Below are 22,286 nucleotides of genomic sequence, written 5' to 3'. Positions count from 1 at the left end.
TCCGAGGAGCCTGGTGAATGCAAATTGGTATCAGGTGGAAACGCCCCATTTCCGTATCGTAACCAATGGCAGACCGGCGATGGTGAGGGATCTGGCACGGGACCTGGAACGGTTTCGCGCGGCGACCTCCCAGGTGCTGCGGGTACACGGCGACCGGCAGCAGCTGACCGTTTTTGCGCTGGCCAACAGGAGCAGCTACGCGGGGATCGTGGGCGAAGAGCAGGCGAGGCAGACCGGTGGGATGTTCAATCACACCAGCTACGGCAGTTTTGCGTTGGTCAATCTCGAGCGCTACCGGTTTATGCGCGAGCACCCGGCCCGCGAGTTCCTGTTTCACGAATACACGCATTTTCTTACTTACGGCAGCAGCCCGGTGCAATTTCCTTACTGGTACAGTGAGGGCTTTGCGGAGTTTTTCTCGACAGCGGAGTTTCCCGGCGACGGCTCGTATATGTTCGGCGCTATTCCGGTGGATCGCGCCAGCTCTCTGATCCACGACCGCCCCATGCCGCTGGAGGATTTGCTGCGGGCTACGCCGGCAACGGTGGATAAGAAACAGCGCCTCAAAGTCTATGCCGGCGGCTGGATGCTGACCCACTGGCTGATCATGAGCAGCGACAAAGGGGGAAAGATTGGAGATTATATCGATGCCTACAATCGCGGCGCCGACCCGGTAGATGCACTGACCAATGCTCTGGACATGCCGCTCGAGGATCTGGAACGGGCCTATTTGCAACAGGCAGAGGGCCGTTTCCCCAAGGGCAAGGGGCGGTTACCCGATGATTACCGGCCGGCGGACCCGCAACCGCGGCCCATGTCCCAGCAGCGAGCCGTGGCCGAAATCGCCCGCTATATGGTGATGTCCGGGCGCAAGTCGGAATCCCTGGAGGAGTTGGTGCAATATGCCCGCGCCGGGGGGGCGGACAGTCACGAACTGACGTCGGTGATGGCTGTCGCCGAAACGGGAACCGGTGCCTTTGAACGGGCGGAGGAAATTCTCGCAACCATTCCCGCCGACCTGCACGGCGAGTTTTGGTACCGCAGTGCCGAGGCCTGGTTATGGCTGAGACGGGAACTGCAGAAGGGGACTGAGAGTGATCCCAAGCAGGTGGCCGCGGTGCGGGACAAGTTCGTTTCCCTGATCAACGATAACGACGAAGTGGCGGCTCACTGGTACGGCCTGGCCATCGCCATGCAGAAGCTGGGGCACCTCCGGGGAGAATACCTGGAAATGCTGGAGCAGGCCTATCAGCGCGCGCCGCGGGAGGGGGAGATCGCCTGGTGGTATGCCCATGAACTCTATCTGGACAGGGACGCCGAGAGCTTTGCCTTTGTGGCGCGCCCGCTGCTTATGCAGACAAGCGGGCAGGAATTCCGCGAACAGTTGCAGTCCATGCTGGCGGACCTGCCGGCCGATGGCGCACCCCCGATGCGATGGGCTGGAGATACTTTGGGCGGTACTTTTTCCAAGTACCGGGACCACTCAGCCTACAAGGCGCTCGCTCTGGCGTTTGATTACAGGGGAGCTTGTGCACTCGGCTATATATACGGCTCGCCCGATCAGGACACCGCCAACGAGCGGGCGCTGGCGGAGTGCGAGTCCCAGCGCGTCGAATTCGATGTGGAAACACCGTGCAGAGTCTATGCGGAGGGCGATAGAGTCGTCGGCGGCGCCGACGCCTCCGGGCGCCGCCTGTAGCCGACGCCTTCCAACTGATCAGTGCCCTGGCCGGGCTGCGCGCGGAGAGCGAAGCGCTGGCCAACGGCAGCTACATCCAGCGCTGGGTCAACGGGGATATCCTGGTGTTCGAGCGCCAGTCCGGCAGCGACGTGGTGATGGTGGCAGTAAATCGCGGCGTCAGCGCGTCCATTAGGACTCCACGCTTTCTTCCCGCTCAGGCTCTGCGCCGATGGTGTCGTCGTCCTTGCTGTAGGGCCAGTTGGCCTTGCTGAAGGCGCCGCCGTCCACCCAGAGGGTCTGGCCGCTGATAAACGATGCCTTGGTATCGGCGAGGAAGAGCACCGCGTCGGCGATATCCCGGGCGTAGCCGACCCGGCCCAGGGGGGTGATGGCCGACCAGGTGGCGGCGTAGTCCGGGGCCTCTTTTTCCGTGCGCTCGATCAGGATGCCCCCCGGCGCCACGCAGTTGACGCGGATGCCGTACTCACCCAGCTCCACTGCGGAGGTCTTGGTGAGCATCTCGATGCCCCCCTTGCTGGCCGCGTAATCCACCAGGCGGGGGAAGGCCAGCTTGTTGCAGCCGGAGCCGATATTGACGATGCTGCCGCCCGCGCCCGCTTCCACCATCAGGCGCGCCACCCGCTGGGTGTTGAGGAAGCAGCCCTTCAGGTTGGTGCGGATCACCCGGTCCCAGTCATCTTCGTTCAGTTCCAGCAGCGGCGCCCAGGTCTGGACCCCGGCATTGTTGACCAGCAGATCGGGAGCCTGCTGGAAGTGATCGACCACTCCCTGGTAGAAGCGGTCCACAGAGCGGCTGTCGCCCACGTCGCAGGGGGCGAAGTAAAGATTCTGTCCCAGGGCTTCAACTTCCGACTGCAGTGCGCGTGCCGATTCGCTCTCCGACTCCAGGTTGTTGACCGCGACCTTCCAGCCCGCCTCGGCGAGGCAGAGGGAGATCCCCTTGCCGATACCGGTGGTGCCTCCGGTCACTACCGCCAGTTTGTTGTTATTGGCCATTTCTTACTTCTTCTCATGTGATGCGCGCGGCATTTTCTTCTGCCGGCTGTCTGTCGTTCTAGGAGTTGGGCACCAACGCTAACACAAAATGTAAACGTTTACAATTTCTTCGCTATGCGGCACAGTGAACCCCGCGAACCGGGAAATTTCATGCCGGAGGCGTTGACCTTGGGTTAATATCGCCGGGTTTCAATTGCTGGTACAGGAACATTCACAGGTGTCGATCAAACAAGTGGCCAAAATTGCCGGGGTCTCCATCGCCACCGTCTCGCGCTATCTCAACAGCCCTGAGCACGTTCGGGAAAAGACCCGGCGCAAGGTGCAGGAGGCGATACGCCAGACCGGCTACGCCCCCAATGCGCTGGCGCGCAATTTTCGCCGCGGCCGCACCAGCCTGGTGGTGGTGATCCTGCCCTCGGTGGGTGATCCCTTTTTCGCCGGGGTGATGCGCGGCATCTGGCGGGTGGCGCGGGAGGAGGGCTACAGCATCCTGATCCGCGAGACCCAATTCAATACCCTGGAGTTCGACGAATACAGCGATATCGTCTTCTCCAAGCAGGCGGACGGCATCATCCTGCTGGCGAGTACTTCGCCGTTCATGAAGGAAGGGAACGGAAAGCTGGGGAAAAACGGCGGCAGCAAGGGCGAGAAGCTCCCGCCCATTGTGATCGGCTGTGAGGCGGTGGCACCGCAGCTGAGCCACTACCCCAGTGTGCGGGTCGACAACGAGAGCGCCGCGGCCGAGGCCACCCGGCACCTGATTCGCCTGGGCCACCGGCGCATCGGGTTTATTTCCGGGCTGCACACCTCCCTGCTCACCCGCGGCCGCGAGCAGGGCTACCGCCAGGCCATGGCCGAGGCCGGCCTTAAAGTGGCCGACAACTGGATTGCCGAGGGTCGCCAGACCCTTGAGGGCGCCCGGGGCGCGGTGCGCTACCTGCTGGAGCAGAGTCCCCGGCCCACCGCCATCTTCTGCGCCAACGACGAAATGGCCATGGGCGCGATGCACGAGCTACGCCGCGCCGGGCTGCGCATCCCCGAGGATATCTCCGTGCTGGGTTTCGACGATATCCGCTACGCGGAGGTCCTCGACCCGCCGCTGACCACCATCGCCCAGCCGGCGGAAGAGATCGGCGAGCACACCATGCAGCGGCTGTGCCGCGCCATCGGCGGGGACGATATCGGCGGCGAGCCGGAAATCGTGCCCCACCGCCTGGTGATCCGCGAGTCCACGGGGGCGCCGCCGGAGGATTGATTGCTGAGTGGCTGAGTGCCGGGAGCGCCGGGCCCCAGCTCGGCAGGCGGGCACAGGCCCCGCCGGGCGAACACAGAATTTGCTCCGCAACGCACTTTCGTCGTTCCGGCGCAGGCCGGAACCCAGTGCCACCAACCGGTATGACGAGTCAACGACGATTCGAGTTGAAGCCTCAGTTCAAAAGGGTGCTGGCAATTCCGACTGACCGCTAATCGCCACCCCTTCCCCTTGACTGAATGTAAACGTTTACATTAATGTGGCGTAAAGTCGCTTGGCTTGATGTGCAATCTGCGGCGACAATGGGCAGAACAAAAAACAGACAGGCCGCCCCCGGCCATACAGCGTGAGGGAATAACATAATGAATCCCACCCTAGACAGTGCAGCACTGGAGCAAGGTGCCTCCAGCGCTTCCGAGACCAACCATTTCCTGGTGATCGTCATCAGTGCGGTGGCCACCATCGGCGGCTTCCTGTTCGGCTTCGACAGCGGTGTGATCAACGGCACCGTGGACGGCCTGCAGACGGCGTTCAACTCAGACAGCGCCGGCACCGGCTTCAACGTGGCCTCCATGCTGCTGGGCTGTGCCGTCGGCGCTTTCTTCGCCGGGCGGCTGGCGGACGTCTACGGGCGCCGCTCGCTGCTGATGGCCGCTGCGGTGTTTTTTATCATCAGTGCCTGGGGCTCCGGCATCGCCACCGGCTCCGTGGAATTCGTGATCTACCGCATCCTCGGCGGCTTGGCCGTGGGCGCCGCCAGCGTGATGACCCCCGCCTATATCAGCGAGGTGGCGCCGGCCGCCTACCGGGGCCGTCTGGCCACGGTGCAGCAGGTGGCGATTATCAGCGGCCTGTTCGGCGCCTTTGTCAGCAACTACCTGCTGGCCCGCTGGGCCGGGGCCTCCACCGCCGAATTCTGGCTGGGCTTCGAAACCTGGCGCTGGATGTTCTGGATGGAACTGCTGCCGGCGCTGGTCTTCCTGGTCGGCCTCTTTTTTATTCCGGAGAGCCCCCGATTCCTGGTGGTCAAGGGTAAAAAAGAGCAGGCCGGTGCGGTACTCGGCAAGCTGTTCGGCGAGCGCGCGGGCGGGGAAAAAGTGGCGGAAATCGAGCGCTCCCTCTCCGCGGATCACAGTCCGAAACTCTCCGACCTGAAGGCGCCCGGCGGCGGACTGCGCAAGATCGTTTGGGTGGGCATCGGCCTCGCCACCTTCCAGCAGTTGGTGGGGATCAATGTGGTCTTCTACTACGGCGCCGTGCTCTGGCAGTCCGTGGGCTTCACCGAGAGCGACGCGCTGCTGATCAACGTGGTATCCGGCGCGGTGAGCATCGCCGCGGTGATCACCGCGCTGCTGCTGATCGACAAGGTGGGCAGAAAGCCGCTGCTGTGGTGGGGCTCGGTGGGCATGGCGGTCACCCTGGCGGTGATGGCCGTGGCCTTCTCCCAGGCCACCCTGGATGAGAACGGCTCCCTGCAACTGTCCGACGGCGTGGGCACCATCGCGCTGCTCGCCGCCAACGCCTATGTGGTCTTCTTCAACGCCTCCTGGGGCCCGGTGATGTGGGTGATGCTGGGAGAGATGTTCCCCAACCAGATCCGGGGTTCCGGCCTCGCGGTCAGCGGCCTGGCGCAGTGGGGTTCCAACTTCCTGATCACCGCCTCTTTCCCCATGTTGCTGGTCAGCATCCAACTGTCCGGCAGCTACGGCCTCTACGCCCTGTGCGCATTTATTTCGATCCTGTTCGTCTCCCGCATGGTGCACGAGACCAAGGGTCGCGAACTGGAGCAAATGGAGGGCTGAGCCGTGCAGCAGCTGCAAATGGAACCGGAATGCGTCTGGCCCGCCGCCGCCACTCTCGGCGAGGGGCCGGTCTGGGTGGCGCGGGAGCGCGCTCTCTACTGGGTGGATATCAAGCGCAGCGTGCTGCACCGCTACTGTCCCCCCGAGAATAGTAAAGGGAGCAATGAACGATCCAGCTGGCAGCTGGACAGCCAGCTGTCCGCAATCGCCCCCCGCGCCGGCGGCGGCTTTGTGGGCGCGGTCCGCGACGGCTTCGCGCTGTTGTTCCCGGACGGCGACGGAGTGGGCATTGAACCCCTGGGCAGTCCGGAGAGCGATATCCCCGGGAACCGCTTCAACGACGGCAAGGTCGACGCCGCCGGCCGCTTCTGGGCCGGCAGTATGGACGACGGCGAAGAGGAGCCCACCGGCGCCCTCTACCGCCTGGACCCGGACCTGAACTGGCAGCGGCTGGACGCGGACTACGTGATTACCAACGGCCCGACGTTCAGCCCCGACAACCGCACCCTCTATCACACGGATACCCTGAAGCGCACCGTCTACGCCTTTGACCTGGAAGACGATGGCAGCCCGCGCAACAAGCGGGTATTCCTGCAATTGCCGGAGGAGTCCGGCTACCCGGACGGCATGACCGTGGACGCCGAGGGCTGCCTCTGGGTCTGCCACTGGGACGGCTGGGGCATTACCCGCTTTTCCCCGGAGGGCGAGGCCATCGGTCGCATCGAACTGCCGGTGGCCAATGTCACCAGCTGCACCTTCGCCGGTCCGGACCTGGATACCCTGTATATCACCACCGCCCGCAAGGGCCTGAGCGACGCGGAACTGGCGGACCAGCCCCTGGCCGGCGGTCTGTTCCGCTGCCGCCCCGGCGTGCGCGGGCCGGCGCCGGGACTGTTCGGGGGCTGAGTCTCCCCCTGTACTCGAATGTAAACGTTTACGGCTATCGATTTGTGAGAGTTGACCATGATTGAACCACGGGATTTGCGCGCGACACTGCTGCCGGAAGACGGCCTGGCCGGAACCCTGTTGGGCCGCGCCTGGGTGCCTGAGCCCCTGTCGAAAGTGTCCGGCCCCAGCCCGGTGTGGCTGTGCGAGGACGGCGTCTTCGACCTCAGCGCCATAGCGCCGACCATCGCCGAACTTATCGAACAGGGTTTTTCCCCCCGAACCGTGGACATGGACCGGGTGCAGCGCATCGGCGGCCTGAACGAGCTGCTGCAAAATACCGTGGCCCAGTTGTCGGGACAGGCGCGCGATCCGCGCAGCCCCTACCTGCTGGCGCCGGTGGACCTGCAGGCGATCAAGGCCTGCGGCGTCACCTTCGCCTGCAGCATGCTGGAGCGGGTAATCGAGGAGCGCGCCGGCGGCGACCCCGCCCGCGCACAGGAAATCCGCGGACAACTGGCGGAGAAGATCGGCGGCGATATCGGCTCGGTCGTTCCCGGCTCCGAGGAGGCGGAGGCGCTGAAGGCGGCGCTGCAGGAAGAGGGCATCTGGTCCCAGTACCTGGAGGTGGGCATAGGCCCGCTGGCGGAGGTGTTCACCAAATCCCAGCCGCTGTCCTCCGTGGGGCTGGGGGAGCAGGTGGGGGTGCACCCCATTTCCAACTGGAACAATCCGGAGCCGGAACTGGTGCTGGTGGTGAACAGCCGCGGTGAAGCGGTGGGCGCCACTCTGGGCAACGATGTCAATTTGCGGGATATCGAGGGCCGCAGCGCGCTGCTGCTGGGCAAGGCCAAGGACAACAACGCCTCCTGTTCCCTGGGTCCCTTCGTGCGCCTGTTCGACGAAACCTTCTCCATCGACGACGTGCGCAGCGCCGAGGTCACCCTGGAGATCGAGGGGGAAGACGGCTTCCAGCTGCGCGAGGTCAGCCCCATGAGCGCCATCAGCCGCGACCCGCTGGACCTGGTGGCGCAGACCATAAGCGCCAGCCACCAGTACCCGGACGGCATCGCCCTGTTCACCGGCACCCTGTTCGCCCCCACCCAGGACCGCGACCAGCCGGGCCAGGGCTTTACTCACAAGCTCGGTGACCGGGTGATGATCCGCTCCCCCAAACTGGGCGCGCTGATCAATTCCGTCACCACCAGTGACAAGGCAACCCCCTGGACTTTCGGCTTTTCCGCACTGATGCGCAACCTGGCTGCCCGCGGCCTGCTTTAGGTTTTCGGGACCCGGGACTCGGGACTCGGAGAGAGGCCCCCGGGAACGCCGAGCTCCAGCTCGGCACGCGGACCGCAGGTCCGTCAGAAAGAAATCAAGCAAAGAGCAGGAATATGACTGTCAAACGCAACTACATCGCCGGCAAATGGGTGGAGGGCCAGGGCACCATCGCCAACATCAACCCCTCCGACACCGGCGACCTGATTGCAGGCTACGCCCAGGCATCCCCCGCACAACTGGAGGACGCGGTGGCCGCGGCCCGGCAGGCCTTTCCCGCCTGGTCGCAAAGCGGCATCCAGCAGCGCAGTGAACTGCTCGATCGCATCGGCCAGATGATTCTCGACCGCCGCGCCGAACTGGGCGAACTGCTCGCCCGCGAGGAGGGCAAGACCCTGCCGGAGGCCACCGGCGAAGTGGTGCGCGCGGGCCAGATATTCAAATTTTTCTCCGGCGAAGTGCTGCAGCTGCGCGGCGAGCTGCAGCCGTCGGTGCGCCCGGGCCTGGACGTCTCCGTCACCCGCGAGCCCCTGGGGGTGATCGGTCTGATCACGCCGTGGAATTTCCCCATCGCCATCCCCGCCTGGAAGATCGCCCCGGCGCTGGCCTACGGCAACTGCGTGGTATTCAAGCCCGCGGAACTGGTGCCCGGGTCCGCCCACGCGCTGGCGGAAATCATCGCCCAGGCCGGCGTGCCCGCCGGCGTTTTCAGTCTGGTGATGGGCCCCGGCCGGGTCATCGGCAACAGGCTGGTTGAGCACCCGCAGGTGGACGGAATCAGCTTCACCGGCTCACAGAACACCGGGCGCAATATCGCCGCCGCCGCGGCCGCGCGCCTGGCCAAGGTGCAGTTGGAGATGGGCGGCAAGAACCCGCTGGTGGTGCTCGACGACGCCGACCTGGACACCGCGGTGGAATGCGCGGTCAACGGCGCTTTCTTCTCCACCGGCCAGCGCTGCACCGCCTCCAGCCGCCTGATCGTTACCGCCGGTATTCACGACCGCTTCGTGGAAGCGGTGTGCGAACGCATGCGCGGCCTGGTGGTGGACCACGCCCTCAAGGAGGGCACCCATATCGGCCCGGTGGTGGACGCACGGCAGTTGAAGCAGGATCTGGACTACATAAAAATTGGTTCGCAAGAGGGCGCGCGCCTGGCCTGTGGCGGCGAGCAGGTGGAGCGGGAAACCCCGGGATTTTTCCTCACCCCGGCGCTGTTTACCGAAACCACTCCGGAAATGCGCATCAACCGCGAGGAGATTTTCGGCCCGGTGGCCTCGGTGCTGCGCGCGGACGACTACGACCACGCCCTGGCGCTCGCCAACGACACCGAGTTCGGCCTCTCCGCCGGCATAGTCACCCAGTCGCTGAAGCACGCCAGCCACTTCAGGCGCAACGCCCAGGCGGGTATGGTGATGGTCAACGTGCCCACCGCCGGTGTGGATTACCACGTGCCCTTCGGCGGCCGCAAAGGTTCCAGCTTCGGCGCGCGGGAGCAGGGCAGTTATGCGCGGGAGTTCTATACGGTTGTGAAGACGGCCTATACCCTGGCCTGACTCGGGACTCGGGACTCGGGACTCGGGACTCGGGACTCGGGACTCGGGACTCGGGACTCGGGACTCGGGGAAGAATACCGCAGCCCGATGCGAAGGCCCTGCTGCCGGGAGCCGTTCGCGAAACATTTGCCGATGAGGCTGTTGAGCGAGCGGCTACCGGCAGCAGGGCCGCCACAAATCCAGCTACAGGAACCCCGGCCTCGCTTTAAAACGATACGCCCCGGCTTTCGGACAACTTCGCCAAATTTTATTTGTAAGATTTAACAGATGAGCAAGAAAAGAAAACTCCGCAGCACCGACTGGTTCAACGACCCGAGCCAGCCGGACCAGACCGCCATCTATATCGAGCGCTACCTGAACTACGGCCTCACCCGTGAGGAACTGCAGTCCGGTAAGCCGATTATCGGCATCGCCCAGACCGGCAGCGACCTGGCGCCCTGCAACCGTCACCATATGGAACTCGCCCAGCGGGTTCGCGACGGCATCCGCGCCGCCGGCGGCGTGCCCTTCGAATTCCCGGTACACGCCATCCACGAGATGGGCAAGCGCCCCACCGCCGCGCTGGACCGCAACCTGGCCTATCTGGGGCTGGTGGAGATTCTCTACGGCTACCCCCTCGACGGTGTGGTGCTCACCACTGGCTGTGACAAAACCACGCCGGCCACAATAATGGCCGCGGCGACGGTGGATATTCCCGCGATCGTACTCTCCGGCGGCCCCATGCTGAACGGATGGGACGTGGAGAAGCGTGTGGGGTCCGGCTCGATCATCTGGACTTCGCGGGAGCAGTATGCGCGCGGTGACATCGACTACGAAGGCTTTATGGACAATGTCACCGCCTCCGCGCCTAGCCCCGGCCACTGCAACACCATGGGCACCGCGCTGACCATGAACAGCCTGGCCGAGGGCCTGGGAATGTCCCTGCCCGGCTGCGCGGCCATCCCCGCCCCCTACAAGGAGCGCGCGCAGATCGCCTACTACACCGGCCTGCGCATCGTCGACATGGTGTTCGAGGACCTGAAGCCCTCCGATATCATGACCCGCGAAGCCTTCCTCAACGCCATCCGCCTGTGCTCCGCCATCGGCGGCTCCACCAATGCGCCGCCGCACCTGCAGGCCATCGCCAACCGGGTGGGGGTGAAGGTCTCCATCGACGACTGGCAGGAATACGGCGAGGAAATTCCCCTGTTGGTGAACTGCCAGCCCGCGGGCGAATACCTGGGCGAGGATTTCTACCGCGCCGGCGGCGTGCCTGCGGTAATGGGCGAACTGCTGCGCGCCGGCCTGGTGGCCGGCGACTGCCGCACGGTGAGCGGAAAAACCATCGGCGAAAACTATGGCGAACAGGTTTCGCGCAACGAAAAGGTTATCCGCCCCTTCGCGCAGCCGATGATGGAAAACGCCGGTTTCGCGGTGATGCGCGGCAACCTGTTCGACTCGGCGATCATGAAAAAATCGGTGATCGGCGAGGATTTCCGCAAACACTACCTGTCCGACCCGGAAAATCCCGATGTGTTGCGCGGTCGCGCCATCGTGTTCGACGGCCCCGAGGACTACCACCACAGGATCGACGACCCCACGCTGGACGTCGACGAGCGCTGCATACTGGTGATCCGCAACTGCGGCCCGCTGGGCTACCCGGGCTCCGCCGAGGTGGTGAACATGCGCCCGCCGGACTACCTGATCAAGCGCGGCGTCAACTGCCTGCCCTGTATCGGCGACGGCCGCCAGAGCGGCACCTCCGCCAGCCCGTCGATTCTCAACGCCTCGCCGGAAGCGGCGGCCGGCGGCGGCCTGGCGCTGCTGCAGACCAATGACCCGGTGGAGATCGACCTGAACGACAACAGGGTCAATGTACTGCTGGAAGACGCGGAACTGGCGCGCCGCCGCGCGGAACTGCAACAGCCGCCCCTGGTCAACCAGACTCCATGGCAGGAAATCTACCGCAAGACGGTAACCCAGTTGCAGGACGGGGGCGATATGGCCATGGACGAGGAACACCTGCGCCTGGTGGAGCGCCACGGCACGCCGAGGAACTCGCATTAGAGGGCCTTTAAACTGCGGCCTGTAGGGTGCGCCCCCCTGGGAACGCCGAGCTCCAGCTCGGCAAGCGGGCCACAGGCCCGCCAATCGCGGCCATGGGCCGCTCCCGGCCGGACCGCTCCTACAGGTGAATACGGAAGATGTACCGACTAAAAAGATAATTACCATGAAAACCAAAGACTTCTCCGCAAAACCCCTGCACGCCCTGCTTTGTGCGGCGATACTCTTCTCGATCCAGGGCTGTTCCACCGGGAGCGAGGGGAGCGAAGCGCAGTCCCCCAGCCTCAAGGCCTGGCCGCAGGCATCCAGCCCCGCCGGCGACCCCAAAGTCGAGGAGCGGGTCGAGTCGCTGCTGCAAAAGATGAGCCTGGAGGAAAAAGTCGGGCAGATAATGCAGGCGGAGATCCAGTCGATCACTCCGGAAGAGGTGAAGAAATACCATATCGGTTCGGTCCTGAACGGCGGCGGCTCCATGCCCAACCGTGTGGACGGCGCCGGGCCGGACGAATGGGTGGCACTGGCGGACGCCTACTGGGAAGCGTCCATGGACACCTCCGACGGCGGCACCGCCATCCCGATCTTCTGGGGAACCGACGCGGTGCACGGCAACGGCAACCTGGTGGGCGCCACCCTGTTCCCCCACAACATCGGCCTGGGCGCCGCGCGCGATCCGGACCTGGTGCGGGAAATCGGCGCGGCCACCGCGGAGGAGGTACGCACCACCGGCGTCGAGTGGGTTTTCGCCCCCACCCTGGCGGTGGCCCAGAACGACTTCTGGGGCCGCACCTACGAAAGCTATTCCGAAGATCCGGCAGTGGTGCGCGACTACGCCTCCGCAATGGTGGAGGGGCTGCAGGGTAAAACCGGCGGCAGCGACCATCTCGGCGAGACCCGCGTGATCGCCACCGCCAAGCATTTCCTCGCCGACGGCGGCACCTACGGCGGCGACGACCAGGGCGACGCGCGCATCGATGAGCGCGAGCTGGTGGATATCCACAATCCGGGCTACCCCGCGGCCATCGAGGCCGGGGTACAGACCGTCATGGCCAGCTTCTCTGCCTGGAACGGCGAGAAGAACCACGGCAACCGCTACCTGCTCACCGACGTGCTGAAAAAGCGCATGGGCTTCGACGGCCTGGTGGTGGGCGACTGGAACGGCCACGGCCAGGTGCCCGGCTGTACCAACGACAGCTGCGCGCAGGCAATCAACGCCGGCATCGACCTGCTGATGGTCACTTACGACTGGAAGCCGATGATCAAAAATACCCTGGCCCAGGTACGCGCCGGGGAAATTTCCCAGGAACGGCTGGACGATGCGGTGCGGCGCATCCTGCGCGTCAAAGTGCGCGCCGGCCTGTTCGACAAGAAGCCCTCCGAGCGGGCCCTCGCCGGTCGCGAGGAAGTGGTCGGTTCTCCGGAACACCGCGCCCTGGCCCGCCGCGCCGTGCGCGAGAGCCTGGTGCTGCTGAAAAACCGCGACAATATCCTGCCGCTCAGCCCGAAACAGAAAATCCTGGTGGCCGGTGACGGCGCCGACAGCATCGCCATGCAGTCCGGTGGCTGGAGCGTCAGCTGGCAGGGCGCGGGTATTCCCAATGAGAAATTTCCCGGAGCCACCTCGATCTACACGGGCATAGAAGCCGCGGTGGAAAAAGCCGGCGGCAGCGCCGTGTTGTCCGCCGACGGCAGCTTCGAACAGAAGCCCGACGTGGCGATAGTGGTATTCGGCGAGCAGCCCTATGCCGAGGGCCACGGCGATCTGAATACGCTTGAATTCGAGGCGGGTAAAAAGCGCAACCTGGCGCTGCTGAAATCCCTCAAATCCCAAGGCATTCCGGTGGTTTCGGTATTCCTCTCCGGCCGCCCCCTGTGGGTCAACCCGGAGCTGAACGCCTCCGATGCCTTCGTCGCCGCCTGGCTGCCGGGCACCGAGGGCGCCGGGGTGGCGGACGTGATTATCGCCAAGGCCGATGGCGAGCCGAATTTCGATTTTTCCGGCAAGCTTTCCTTTTCCTGGCCGAAACTGCCGCTGCAGGCGCGCCTCAATCCCCATCACCCGGAGTACGATCCGCTGTTCGCCAACGGCTACGGCCTCGACTACGCGGGTGCGGAACAGGGACCAGAAGAACTTGCGGAAAATGTCCCCGGCCTGACCAGCGGCGAAAGCAACAGCATCGCCCTGTACGTCGGCCGCCCGCTGCAGCCCTGGGGAGTGCGGATCAACGACTTCGAGCAGGACCAGATGCTGAGCGGTGCCTTCGCCAAACTGCCCAGCGGTCGCGTCACCGTGGTGACCAGCGATAAGGATGTGCAGGAAGACGCGCTCACCCTGACATGGAAGGACACCTGGCTGGCCGGCCTCAGTGTGCGCAACGGCGACCCGCTGGACCTGTCCGGCTATGTGCCGGAGGGCGTGCTGTCCTTCGACCTCAAGGTGGACGACCTGGACAAGGGCGGCCTGGGTGTGGTGCTGACCTGCGGCGACGAGTGCGAGCGGCAACTGGATATCTCCAGTCAGGCCCAGGCCATGGCCGGGCAGGGCTGGCGGCACATGAGCGTCAAACTCAGCTGCTTCGTCCGCGACGGCGACGACTTCTCGGCGGTGTCCGTGCCCTTCGAGCTGCGCGGCGGCGGCGCCGGCCAGGTGGCCGTGGCCAACATTCGCCTGGATAAAAAGGGCCTGGACCGCAAGGGCGAGGCCAGTGAGAGCTGCCCGGACTACCGCAAGCTCTCCGTCACCCCGGCGACCCTCGACCACTACTGGGCGCGGGACTGGTGGCTGCCCCGCCATGAGGAAAAACTGGCGCGCATCGAACAGGGCAATGTGGACCTGCTGATGATCGGCGACTCCATCACCCAGGGCTGGGAGAAGGAGGGCAAGGCCGTGTGGGAGAAATTTTACGGCGGGCGCAACGCGGTCAACCTGGGCTTCGGCGGCGACAGAACTGAAAATCTGCTCTGGCGTCTGCAGCACGGCGAAGTGGACGGCATAGAGCCCAAGGCCGCGGTGCTGATGATCGGCACCAACAATACCGGCCACCGCCGCGAGGAGCCGCGCTTCACCGCCGCCGGTATTCGCGCGGTACTGGACGAACTGCGCAGCCGGCTGCCGGATACCAGGATCCTGTTGCTGGGAATCTTTCCCCGGGACGAGCAGCCCGGCACGCCGATGAGAAAAATCAACAGCGGTATCAATGAAATCATCGCCAGCTACGCCGATGGGGAAAATATTTTCTTCCTGGATATCGGCGACAGGTTCCTGGCGGAAGATGGCCGCCTGAGCGCGAAAATCATGCCGGACCGCCTGCACCTGAGTGAACAGGGTTACGAAATATGGGCCGAGGCCATGGAGCCGACCCTGGCCAAGCTGATGCAATGATGTTGGGACTCGGGACTCGGGACTCGGGACTCGGGACTCGGGACCCGGGACCCGGGACCCGGGACCGCGGAGCTCCAGCTCCGCAAGCGAGGTAAGTTGAGCGATGGGCACGCTGCGCTTTGCCCATCCTACGAATACCGATGCAGTAATCCGGGACCGCGGAGCAATATTGGGGGCGCTGAGGTCTCCGGCTCCGCAAGCGACGTAAGAGTGAATTTTATGCTGAATAAAAAAATAATGATTGCCGGCCTTTTATCACTGCTGTCCGCCTGCGGCGGCAAAGACTCCTCGCAACAGACTGCTGCAAAAGCTATGGAAAATCCCTGGCCGAAACTCCAACCGGCGCTGCCCGCGGACCCGGAGATGGAGAAAAAGATCGCCGATCTCCTGTCCCGTATGTCCCTGGAGGAAAAAGTCGGCCAGATGATCCAGGCGGAGATCAAGTACGCCACCCCGGAAGACGTCAAGCAATACCATCTGGGCTCGATCCTGAACGGCGGCGGCACTTATCCGAACAACGACAAGTTCGCCACGCCGCAGGACTGGCTGGACCTGGCCAACGCCTACTATGAAGCCTCCATGGATAGCTCCCACGGCGGCGTTGCCATTCCGGTGATGTGGGGCTCGGATGCGGTGCACGGCCACAACAACGTGATCGGCGCGACCCTGTTCCCGCACAATATCGGCCTGGGCGCAACGCGCGATCCGGCATTGATCCAGCGCATCGGCGAGGCCACCGCGCGCGAAGTGGCGGTGACCGGCATCGACTGGACCTTCGCTCCCACCGTCGCGGTGGTGCGCGATGACCGCTGGGGGCGCACTTTCGAGAGCTACTCGGAAGATCCGCAGATAGTGAACGATTACGCCCGCGCCATGGTCGAGGGCATCCAGGGCGACAAAACCTCCGACGAATTTCTCGACGGCTACCACCTGATCTCCGCCACCAAGCATTTTATCGGCGACGGCGGCACCGAGGATGGTGTGGACCGGGGGGATGCCCGGGTGAGCGAACAGGAGCTGGCCGAGATCCACGCCGCCGGCTATCTCTCCGCACTGGATGCCGGAGTGCAGACGGTGATGGCGTCGTTCAACCGCTGGAACGGCGTGCCGCTGCACGGCCACAAACACCTGCTCACGGATGTGCTGAAAGGGCGACTGGGCTTCGACGGTTTCGTGGTCGGCGACTGGAACGGCCACCGCTTCGTGCCCGGCTGTACCCTCGAAAGCTGCGCGCCGGCGATCAACGCCGGCCTGGATATGTTTATGGTGCCCTCCGATTGGAAGGCGCTGTACAAAAACACCCTGGCCCAGGCCAAAAGCGGTGAGATTCCCACCAGCCGGATCGACGACGCGGTCACCCGGATACTGCGGGTGAAAATGCGCGCCGGGCTGTTCGACCGCAACCAGCCGCTGGCGGGAAAGGAAGGTATTCTGGGCAGCCCCGACCACCGGGCCATAGCCCGCGAGGCGGTGCGCAAATCCCTGGTTCTGCTGAAGAACAACGGCGGCCTGCTGCCGCTGGACCCAAAGCGGAACATCCTGGTGGCCGGCAACGGGGCGGACGATATCGGCAAGCAGAGCGGCGGCTGGACCATTTCCTGGCAGGGCACCGGCAACACCGATGAGGATTTTCCCGGCGCCACCTCCATCTACGACGGTATCGAAACCGCGGTGAAAAGCGCCGGTGGCGAAGCGGTACTGAGTGCCGACGGGGAATTCTCCGAGGACACCTTTGCCGACGGCAACAGACCGGACGTGGCGGTGGTGGTCTTCGGCGAGGCCCCCTACGCCGAGTGGCACGGCGACCTGCGCAGCCTCGAATACCAGCTCGGGGACAAGAGCGACCTGGAACTGCTGCGCAAACTCAAGGCACAGAAGATTCCGGTGGTGAGCATTTTTATTTCCGGCCGCCCGCTGTGGGTAAACAAGGAACTCAACGCCTCCGATGCCTTTGTCGCCGCCTGGCTGCCCGGTTCCGAGGGCGCAGGCATCGCCGACGTGATATTCACCGACGCCGAAGGCGAGGTGCAGCATGGTTTCACCGGAAAACTGTCCTTCAGCTGGCCGCGCCTGGTGCACCAGACGCCGCTCAATGTCGGCGAAGAAAATTACCAGCCGCTGTTCGCCTACGACTACGGCCTCACCTACGCCGACAATGTCGAGATCGCCGACGACCTGCCCGAGGATGGGGAAACCTACGCCGAGGGCAAACTGGATGACGCCTGGCTGATGGTCTGGCGCCCGCGGGTGCCCTGGGAACTGGTCATCCTCGAAGCCGGGCGCGAACCGCTGTCGGTGACCGGCAACCTGGCCAGTAGTGCCGACGGCAATATCACCGTGGCCGCCATCGATATGCAGAACCAGGAAGACGCCCTGCAGATCGACTGGAAGGGGCTGCGCCGGGGCGGCCTGGCCCTGCGCGCGCAAAAGCCCCAGGACATGAGCCGCTATCTGCGCGAGAAGGCCGCGCTTACCCTGGACATTCGCGTAAACGAACAACCGCAGGCGGAAGTGTTCGCCGCAGTCGACTGCGGCGACGATTGCCGCGCAGAAATTCCATTGCGGGAACCCCTGTCCCAGCTGAAGGCGGGCGAGTGGTCGCAACTGTCCATCGACCTGCAGTGCTTTGCCGGGCAGGGCGCCGAGTTCGCGCATATCGAGAGCAGTTTTGCCCTGGAGAGTGAAGGCGCGCTGTCGCTGGCGGTGGCGAATATCAAGTATGTGCCCGGCGCTGCGGACAGCGCGACTGTGCGGTGCGACGACTGAGCGGAAACCCGGGGCGGCCCGCAAATTTTTACCCGGGCCGCGCAGGTATTGACGTTTCTCCGCTGGCGCACAATGAGTTACTGGCTTTCCTCGCGTCGCGGGGACAGTTCCGGATGACCACTGGGCGGGAGACGGGAAAATTCCTGCAGGGGCAAGACAATGATAAGGTAGACTTCTTTCCTCCCGGCCCGGTAGTAAATACGGAGGGATACATAAAAAAGCACTCACAAGGAGGTGGGTATGTACTATTTGAAATGGTTGGTCCTGGCTGTATCGATTGCGCTGTCGGCCTGTTCCGGCGAACTGGACAAGCGGGAACTCCGGCTGAAAGCGGATTTCAGCGAAGACTTCGATCGGGGCCTGCCCGAATTTCTGGTCTTCAATCCGGAAGGAGAGTGTGTCTACCACAGTTTGGGGTTTTCAACTGAAGAGCACTTTCTCGAAGAGCTGGACGTAGTACTGGCCGGAGGGCGCATCGAGCGGTCACCGGTCGATAGTCCTGAGAAGCGCAGGCTCCTGGAGCTGGCGGTGCGTAAAGCCGTCTACGAGAATACATCCATCCCCCCGGAACAAAAGGAATCGACGATTCGCACCTCGCTGCGGGAATCGATGAACCCGGAGCCGAGTTGCACCCATGAACTGGAATATTACCTGGGCCGGTTTGAGGAGCCCGACGGCGGAGACTTCTCGCTAGAGTCCCTGCCCGGGGGCAAAAGTGTGTTTATCGAGTTCTACGCTGACAGGTGCCTGCCCTGTAAAAGACAGGAGAGAGCGCTCGAGCGCTATTCCCCGAAAGGGGGGAATGAGTTTGTACTGCTGAAGGTGGAGCGGGACAAGACCAAGCTTCAAGTGCAATAGCCAGGGACCTCGTCACTACCAGGGGCCGATCAGAGTGCCATAAGTTAAGCAACGGCATTTGCGTAGGATGGACAAAGCGTAGCGTGCCCATCACGGCCCCAGGATGATGGGCGCGTCGCTACGCTCCTTTGCCCATCCTACAGATACATCTGAGGGAGATAAATCCGATGCGCTTGAGATGGTTGTTCCCCACCGCGCTGCTGCTGGCCGCCGCGCAGGTTGTCGCCGTACCCCGGGCAGTGGAACCGGTGGCTTTCGACTGGTTTGAATACCGGGGTATGGACCCGCTGTTCGAAGGGGTCCTGGCGAAGGGGGAATACCAGAACCCCGTGGCCGCCGGATTTTTCCCCGACCCCAGCATCGCGCGGCGGGGCGACGATTACTATATGGCCCACTCGTCCTTCGCCTATGTGCCGGGCCTGCCCATCCTGCACAGCCGCGACCTGGTCAACTGGCGGCTGCTGGGCCACGCGCTGACGCGACGATCGCAGGTGGATATGCGCGGGCTGCAGGTGTCTCAGGGTATCTTCGCGCCCACATTGCGCTATCACCAGGGGCGCTTCTACCTGATCGGCACCGCGGTGGGCGCCGGCGGCAATTTTCTGATCACCGCGAAAGACCCCCAAGGTCCCTGGTCCGATCCTGTCTGGCTGCCGGAAATCGGGGGCATAGATCCGGATATCTTTTTCGACGACGACGGCCGGGTGTTTATTGCCCACAACGATGTGCCGGAGGGCGAGCCGCTGTACGACGGGCATAGGGCCATCTGGTTGTGGGAGTACGATCCGGAGGCGGAGCGGGTGCTGCCGGATTCCGGCCGGGTGATTGTCAACGGCGGTGTGGACCTGAGCGAGGAGCCCGTCTGGATCGAGGGCCCGCACCTGTACAAGGTGAATGGCTGGTACTACCTGCTGTGCGCCGAGGGCGGCACCGGCTACAACCACTCGGAGGTGGTCTTCCGCACCCGCAAACTGGACGAGCCCTTCGAACCCTACAGCGGCAACCCGATACTGACCCAGCGGGACCTGGAGCGCGGCCGCGCCGATCCAATAGTGGCCGCGGGCCACGCGGACCTGGTGCAGACCCCAGAGGGGGACTGGTGGTCGGTATTTCTCGCCACCCGCCCCTACGACGAAGTCTTTTACAATACCGGCCGGGAGACCTTCCTGCTGCCGGTGAGCTGGAAAGACGGCTGGCCGCGGATACTGGCGGCGGGTCAGGCGATTCCCCAGCGCCTTGATGCGCCTGCCATCGACGCCGCGCCCGCGGAGGGCGCACCGCTTACCGGCAATTTCACTTGGCGCGATGATTTCGAGACGCGGGAACTGAATCCCCAGTGGAACCTGCTGCGCGGCGATTTCGAACGCGATTGGCTCCAGCTGCGCGGGAAACAGTTGCAGTTGCTCCCCAAGCCCCGCTCCATGGCATCGCAGGAACAGCCCGTCTATCTCGGTCGCCGGCAGCAGCACCAGCGTTTTCAAACCTCGGCCCAGCTGCGGCTGCCCGCTGACGAGGATGTTTCCGCCGGAATCGTCGCCTTCCAGAATGAAAACCACCACTACTACCTGGGAGTGAAGGCGGCCGGAAAAGATGGCTACGAAATATTCCTGGAACGGGCCGCCGGTGGCGAGCCGCAGCGTTTGCACAGCGTTTCCGTGGATGCAAAGGCGGGCGAAGCCATAGCGCTGGAAATTCGCGGCGACCGGTCCGAGATAAGCTTTTACTACCAGCCCTCCGGCCGCCCGGCCAAAAAACTGGTTGCGGGGATGGATGGCAAGCTGCTCAGCACCGAAGTGGCCGGCGGCTTCGTCGGCACCACCCTGGGGCCCCACGCGCGCTCGGAGTCTCCGTAGGGTGTGCCGTGCGCACCGGATACGACCGGTTGGTGCGAGGCCGCCATGGATGGCGGTATGCAGACCAAATTGCCGGGAGCAATTTGGCACAGCGAAGCCGCCCGCAGGGCCGAGCACATGGATGTGCTTGGTGCAAACGCATGGAGCAATTTTTTGCCACGGCGCCCCCTATGTTTTGGGATAGCCTCTACTCTCCGTCCCGCCTGGCCTGCAGGACCCCGGCATTTTCCCCGTAGACTTCGAACTGGTACAGGGAGTAACCCCAGCGGGTCGCGCGCTCCTTGCCGTAAAGCCTGATGAAGCGGGCGGTTACCGGATCGAAGCGGATATTTTCAGTACCGCCCTCGCTGTCACTCCGCTCATAAACGGTATCCCAGTTTTCGGCATCGTTTGACACCTGGATTTCGTAGTCGCGCCCGTGGGCGGCTTCCCAGAAGAGCTTTACCTTGTTGATGGGATAGGCCTCTCTGAGATCGAGGGTTATCCAACTGGGGTCCCGGTAGTCGCTCGACCAGCGGGTGCTGAAATCCCCATCTATCAGGTAGCCGGGGTCGGAGGTGAATTTCCGTTCCTCATTGGAGGAGGTGTGCACGGAAACCCCGTGGTAACGCGCCAGGTTGCCGTTGCCTTTCTCTTGTACGGAAATATTGAAATCGGAGGCGTCCGCCAACCCGCCCTGGGCCTCCGCCCGCACCTGGATAACGGCCGAGCCAGTGTGGCCGGGAGCAAAGTCCAGCCTGATACGGTTTTCGCGGTCGATACTTGCACTGACCAGGTCGGTATTGGAATTGTTGGCGACTTGGTAGCGGAGTGGTGCACCCGCCGGGTGGTGGCCGATTTCATCCAGGTCGACGTAGTGCACTGAGGTTTCGGTACCGGTGGCAAATACGGCGTCGGTGATGTCCTCCAGCACCGGATAGCCCAGCAGCCAGCGCACGCTGTTTTTCAGCAGTGCCTGATAGCCGGCGTTCACCACCGCCTCCCTGCCGTGGCCCAGGGCCAGCCCCATCACTCTGCCCTTTCCCCAACTGCGCTGCCACAGCACCGGCAGGTGTTCAGAGCGGGCGATCACCTCCAGGTCCTCGGTATTGGTCTGTACGAAATAGAGTTCGTCGCGAATGGGAAAATTTGCCAGGCCGCGGACGATGGGATGCTGGACCTGATCGTTGTAGTCGTAGCCGTACCAGGAGTCGAAGGTGTACACCAGCCGCTCGGCCATATCGGCGCCACCCAGGAAGCGGCCGCCCATCAGTTCCGGGTAGCGCTCCGAGTTGAGAAAGGTCACCAGGCCGGAGTGCATCGCCAGATAGGGTTTCCCTTCGCCGATAAAACGATAGAAGGCATCCAGCTGCTTTTCCGTGGGAGTCAGGAACATCGAGTTGTTGAGTATCAGGTCGTAGCGCGCCAGCGCCCGGTTGTTGAGCACGGATAGATCCTCGGTCACAGTGATCTCCGCGATATCGCCGAGTATTTCCACGATCCTGTCGTTGTGGAACTCGTGAACCCAGGGTGGATAGTCGGGGTTTCTCTCATCGCTGTTGCCGTTGCCGGTGATCAGCAGAGCCCGGGGCGTCGCCGCCTGGACTGTGCCGGCGGCGAGTATTCCGATCAACAGGGTGCACGCCAGATATTTCATGATTTCTTCCTCTGAGGTCAGTGGTATTTGGAACTGACCTTAGAGGGTTGCGGCGCGGGGGGCTTGTAAAAAACCGAATTAGACAGTTCGGGAACACTCCTTGTAGGAGCGGCCCATGGCCGCGAACTGACTTGGGGAATACATCGAGATCGATCGCGGCCATGGGCCGCTTCTCTAAAGCGGCCCCTGAAGTCAACCACTAATCTGGTTTTTGCACTGGACAGCTGTTACTGAGTTTCAGGCTTCTCTACGTGGTCGCCTTTGGCGCCGACAAGATGTAATC

13 protein-coding genes are annotated in these 22,286 nt (G+C 63.6%); 11 read left to right on the top strand and 2 right to left on the bottom strand.

Going from position 1 to position 22,286, the window contains the following annotated elements:
• Positions 1–13: 13 nt before the first annotated feature.
• Positions 14–1,699 (top strand): hypothetical protein, encoded by a 1,686-nt coding sequence (locus ACRC0P_RS01500; protein WP_438627820.1) that lies wholly within the window; start codon positions 14–16, stop codon positions 1,697–1,699.
• 171 nt (positions 1,700–1,870) lie between these two features.
• Here the strand turns inward: ACRC0P_RS01500 and ACRC0P_RS01495 are convergent, their stop codons facing one another.
• The gene (locus ACRC0P_RS01495) at positions 1,871–2,698 is read right to left on the bottom strand and encodes an SDR family NAD(P)-dependent oxidoreductase (RefSeq protein ID WP_438627818.1); all 828 of its coding nucleotides are present in this window, start codon (positions 2,696–2,698) and stop codon (positions 1,871–1,873) included.
• Positions 2,699–2,915: 217 nt separating this feature from the next.
• Between ACRC0P_RS01495 and ACRC0P_RS01490 the strand changes: the two genes are divergently transcribed.
• The 10 genes from ACRC0P_RS01490 (at position 2,916) to ACRC0P_RS01445 (ending at position 20,367) form a co-directional block, all read left to right on the top strand.
• A complete protein-coding gene (locus tag ACRC0P_RS01490) occupies positions 2,916–3,953 on the top strand; it encodes a LacI family DNA-binding transcriptional regulator (protein WP_438627816.1) in 1,038 nt (345 codons plus the stop codon).
• 359 nt (positions 3,954–4,312) lie between these two features.
• Positions 4,313–5,752, top strand: coding sequence for a sugar porter family MFS transporter (locus ACRC0P_RS01485; RefSeq protein ID WP_438627814.1), 1,440 nt, complete (start codon positions 4,313–4,315; stop codon positions 5,750–5,752).
• A 3-nt stretch (positions 5,753–5,755) separates the two neighbouring features.
• Positions 5,756–6,658: an SMP-30/gluconolactonase/LRE family protein gene (locus tag ACRC0P_RS01480; RefSeq protein WP_438627812.1), complete on the top strand. Its 903-nt coding sequence runs from the start codon at positions 5,756–5,758 to the stop codon at positions 6,656–6,658.
• 57 nt (positions 6,659–6,715) lie between these two features.
• Positions 6,716–7,918 (top strand): fumarylacetoacetate hydrolase family protein, encoded by a 1,203-nt coding sequence (locus tag ACRC0P_RS01475; RefSeq protein WP_438627810.1) that lies wholly within the window; start codon positions 6,716–6,718, stop codon positions 7,916–7,918.
• A gap of 113 nt (positions 7,919–8,031) precedes the next feature.
• The gene (locus tag ACRC0P_RS01470) at positions 8,032–9,468 is read left to right on the top strand and encodes an aldehyde dehydrogenase family protein (RefSeq protein WP_438627809.1); all 1,437 of its coding nucleotides are present in this window, start codon (positions 8,032–8,034) and stop codon (positions 9,466–9,468) included.
• A gap of 267 nt (positions 9,469–9,735) precedes the next feature.
• A complete protein-coding gene (locus ACRC0P_RS01465; RefSeq protein WP_438627807.1) occupies positions 9,736–11,514 on the top strand; it encodes an IlvD/Edd family dehydratase in 1,779 nt (592 codons plus the stop codon).
• Positions 11,515–11,677: 163 nt separating this feature from the next.
• Entirely contained in the window at positions 11,678–14,890 is a 3,213-nt protein-coding gene (locus ACRC0P_RS01460) for a glycoside hydrolase family 3 N-terminal domain-containing protein (protein ID WP_438627805.1), read from the top strand.
• Positions 14,891–15,109: 219 nt separating this feature from the next.
• On the top strand, positions 15,110–17,656 hold the full coding sequence (locus ACRC0P_RS01455; protein ID WP_438627803.1) for a glycoside hydrolase family 3 protein: 2,547 nt from the start codon (positions 15,110–15,112) through the stop codon (positions 17,654–17,656).
• Between the two features lie 240 nt (positions 17,657–17,896).
• Positions 17,897–18,514 (top strand): hypothetical protein, encoded by a 618-nt coding sequence (locus ACRC0P_RS01450; RefSeq protein ID WP_438627801.1) that lies wholly within the window; start codon positions 17,897–17,899, stop codon positions 18,512–18,514.
• A 167-nt stretch (positions 18,515–18,681) separates the two neighbouring features.
• Positions 18,682–20,367 carry a glycoside hydrolase family 43 protein gene (locus ACRC0P_RS01445; protein WP_438627799.1) on the top strand — a complete coding sequence of 562 codons (1,686 nt, stop codon included), beginning with the start codon at positions 18,682–18,684 and terminating at the stop codon, positions 20,365–20,367.
• A 187-nt stretch (positions 20,368–20,554) separates the two neighbouring features.
• Here ACRC0P_RS01445 and ACRC0P_RS01440 read toward each other — a convergent pair whose 3' ends face one another.
• Positions 20,555–22,003: a ThuA domain-containing protein gene (locus ACRC0P_RS01440; protein WP_438627797.1), complete on the bottom strand. Its 1,449-nt coding sequence runs from the start codon at positions 22,001–22,003 to the stop codon at positions 20,555–20,557.
• Between the last annotated feature and the right edge of the window lie 283 nt (positions 22,004–22,286).

The sequence above is a fragment of the Microbulbifer sp. genome (assembly GCF_051659245.1).
Taxonomy (GTDB): Bacteria; Pseudomonadota; Gammaproteobacteria; order Pseudomonadales; family Cellvibrionaceae; genus Microbulbifer.
Note: the sequence above shows the minus strand (reverse complement) of the source record. Positions and strands in the feature narration are given on the sequence as shown.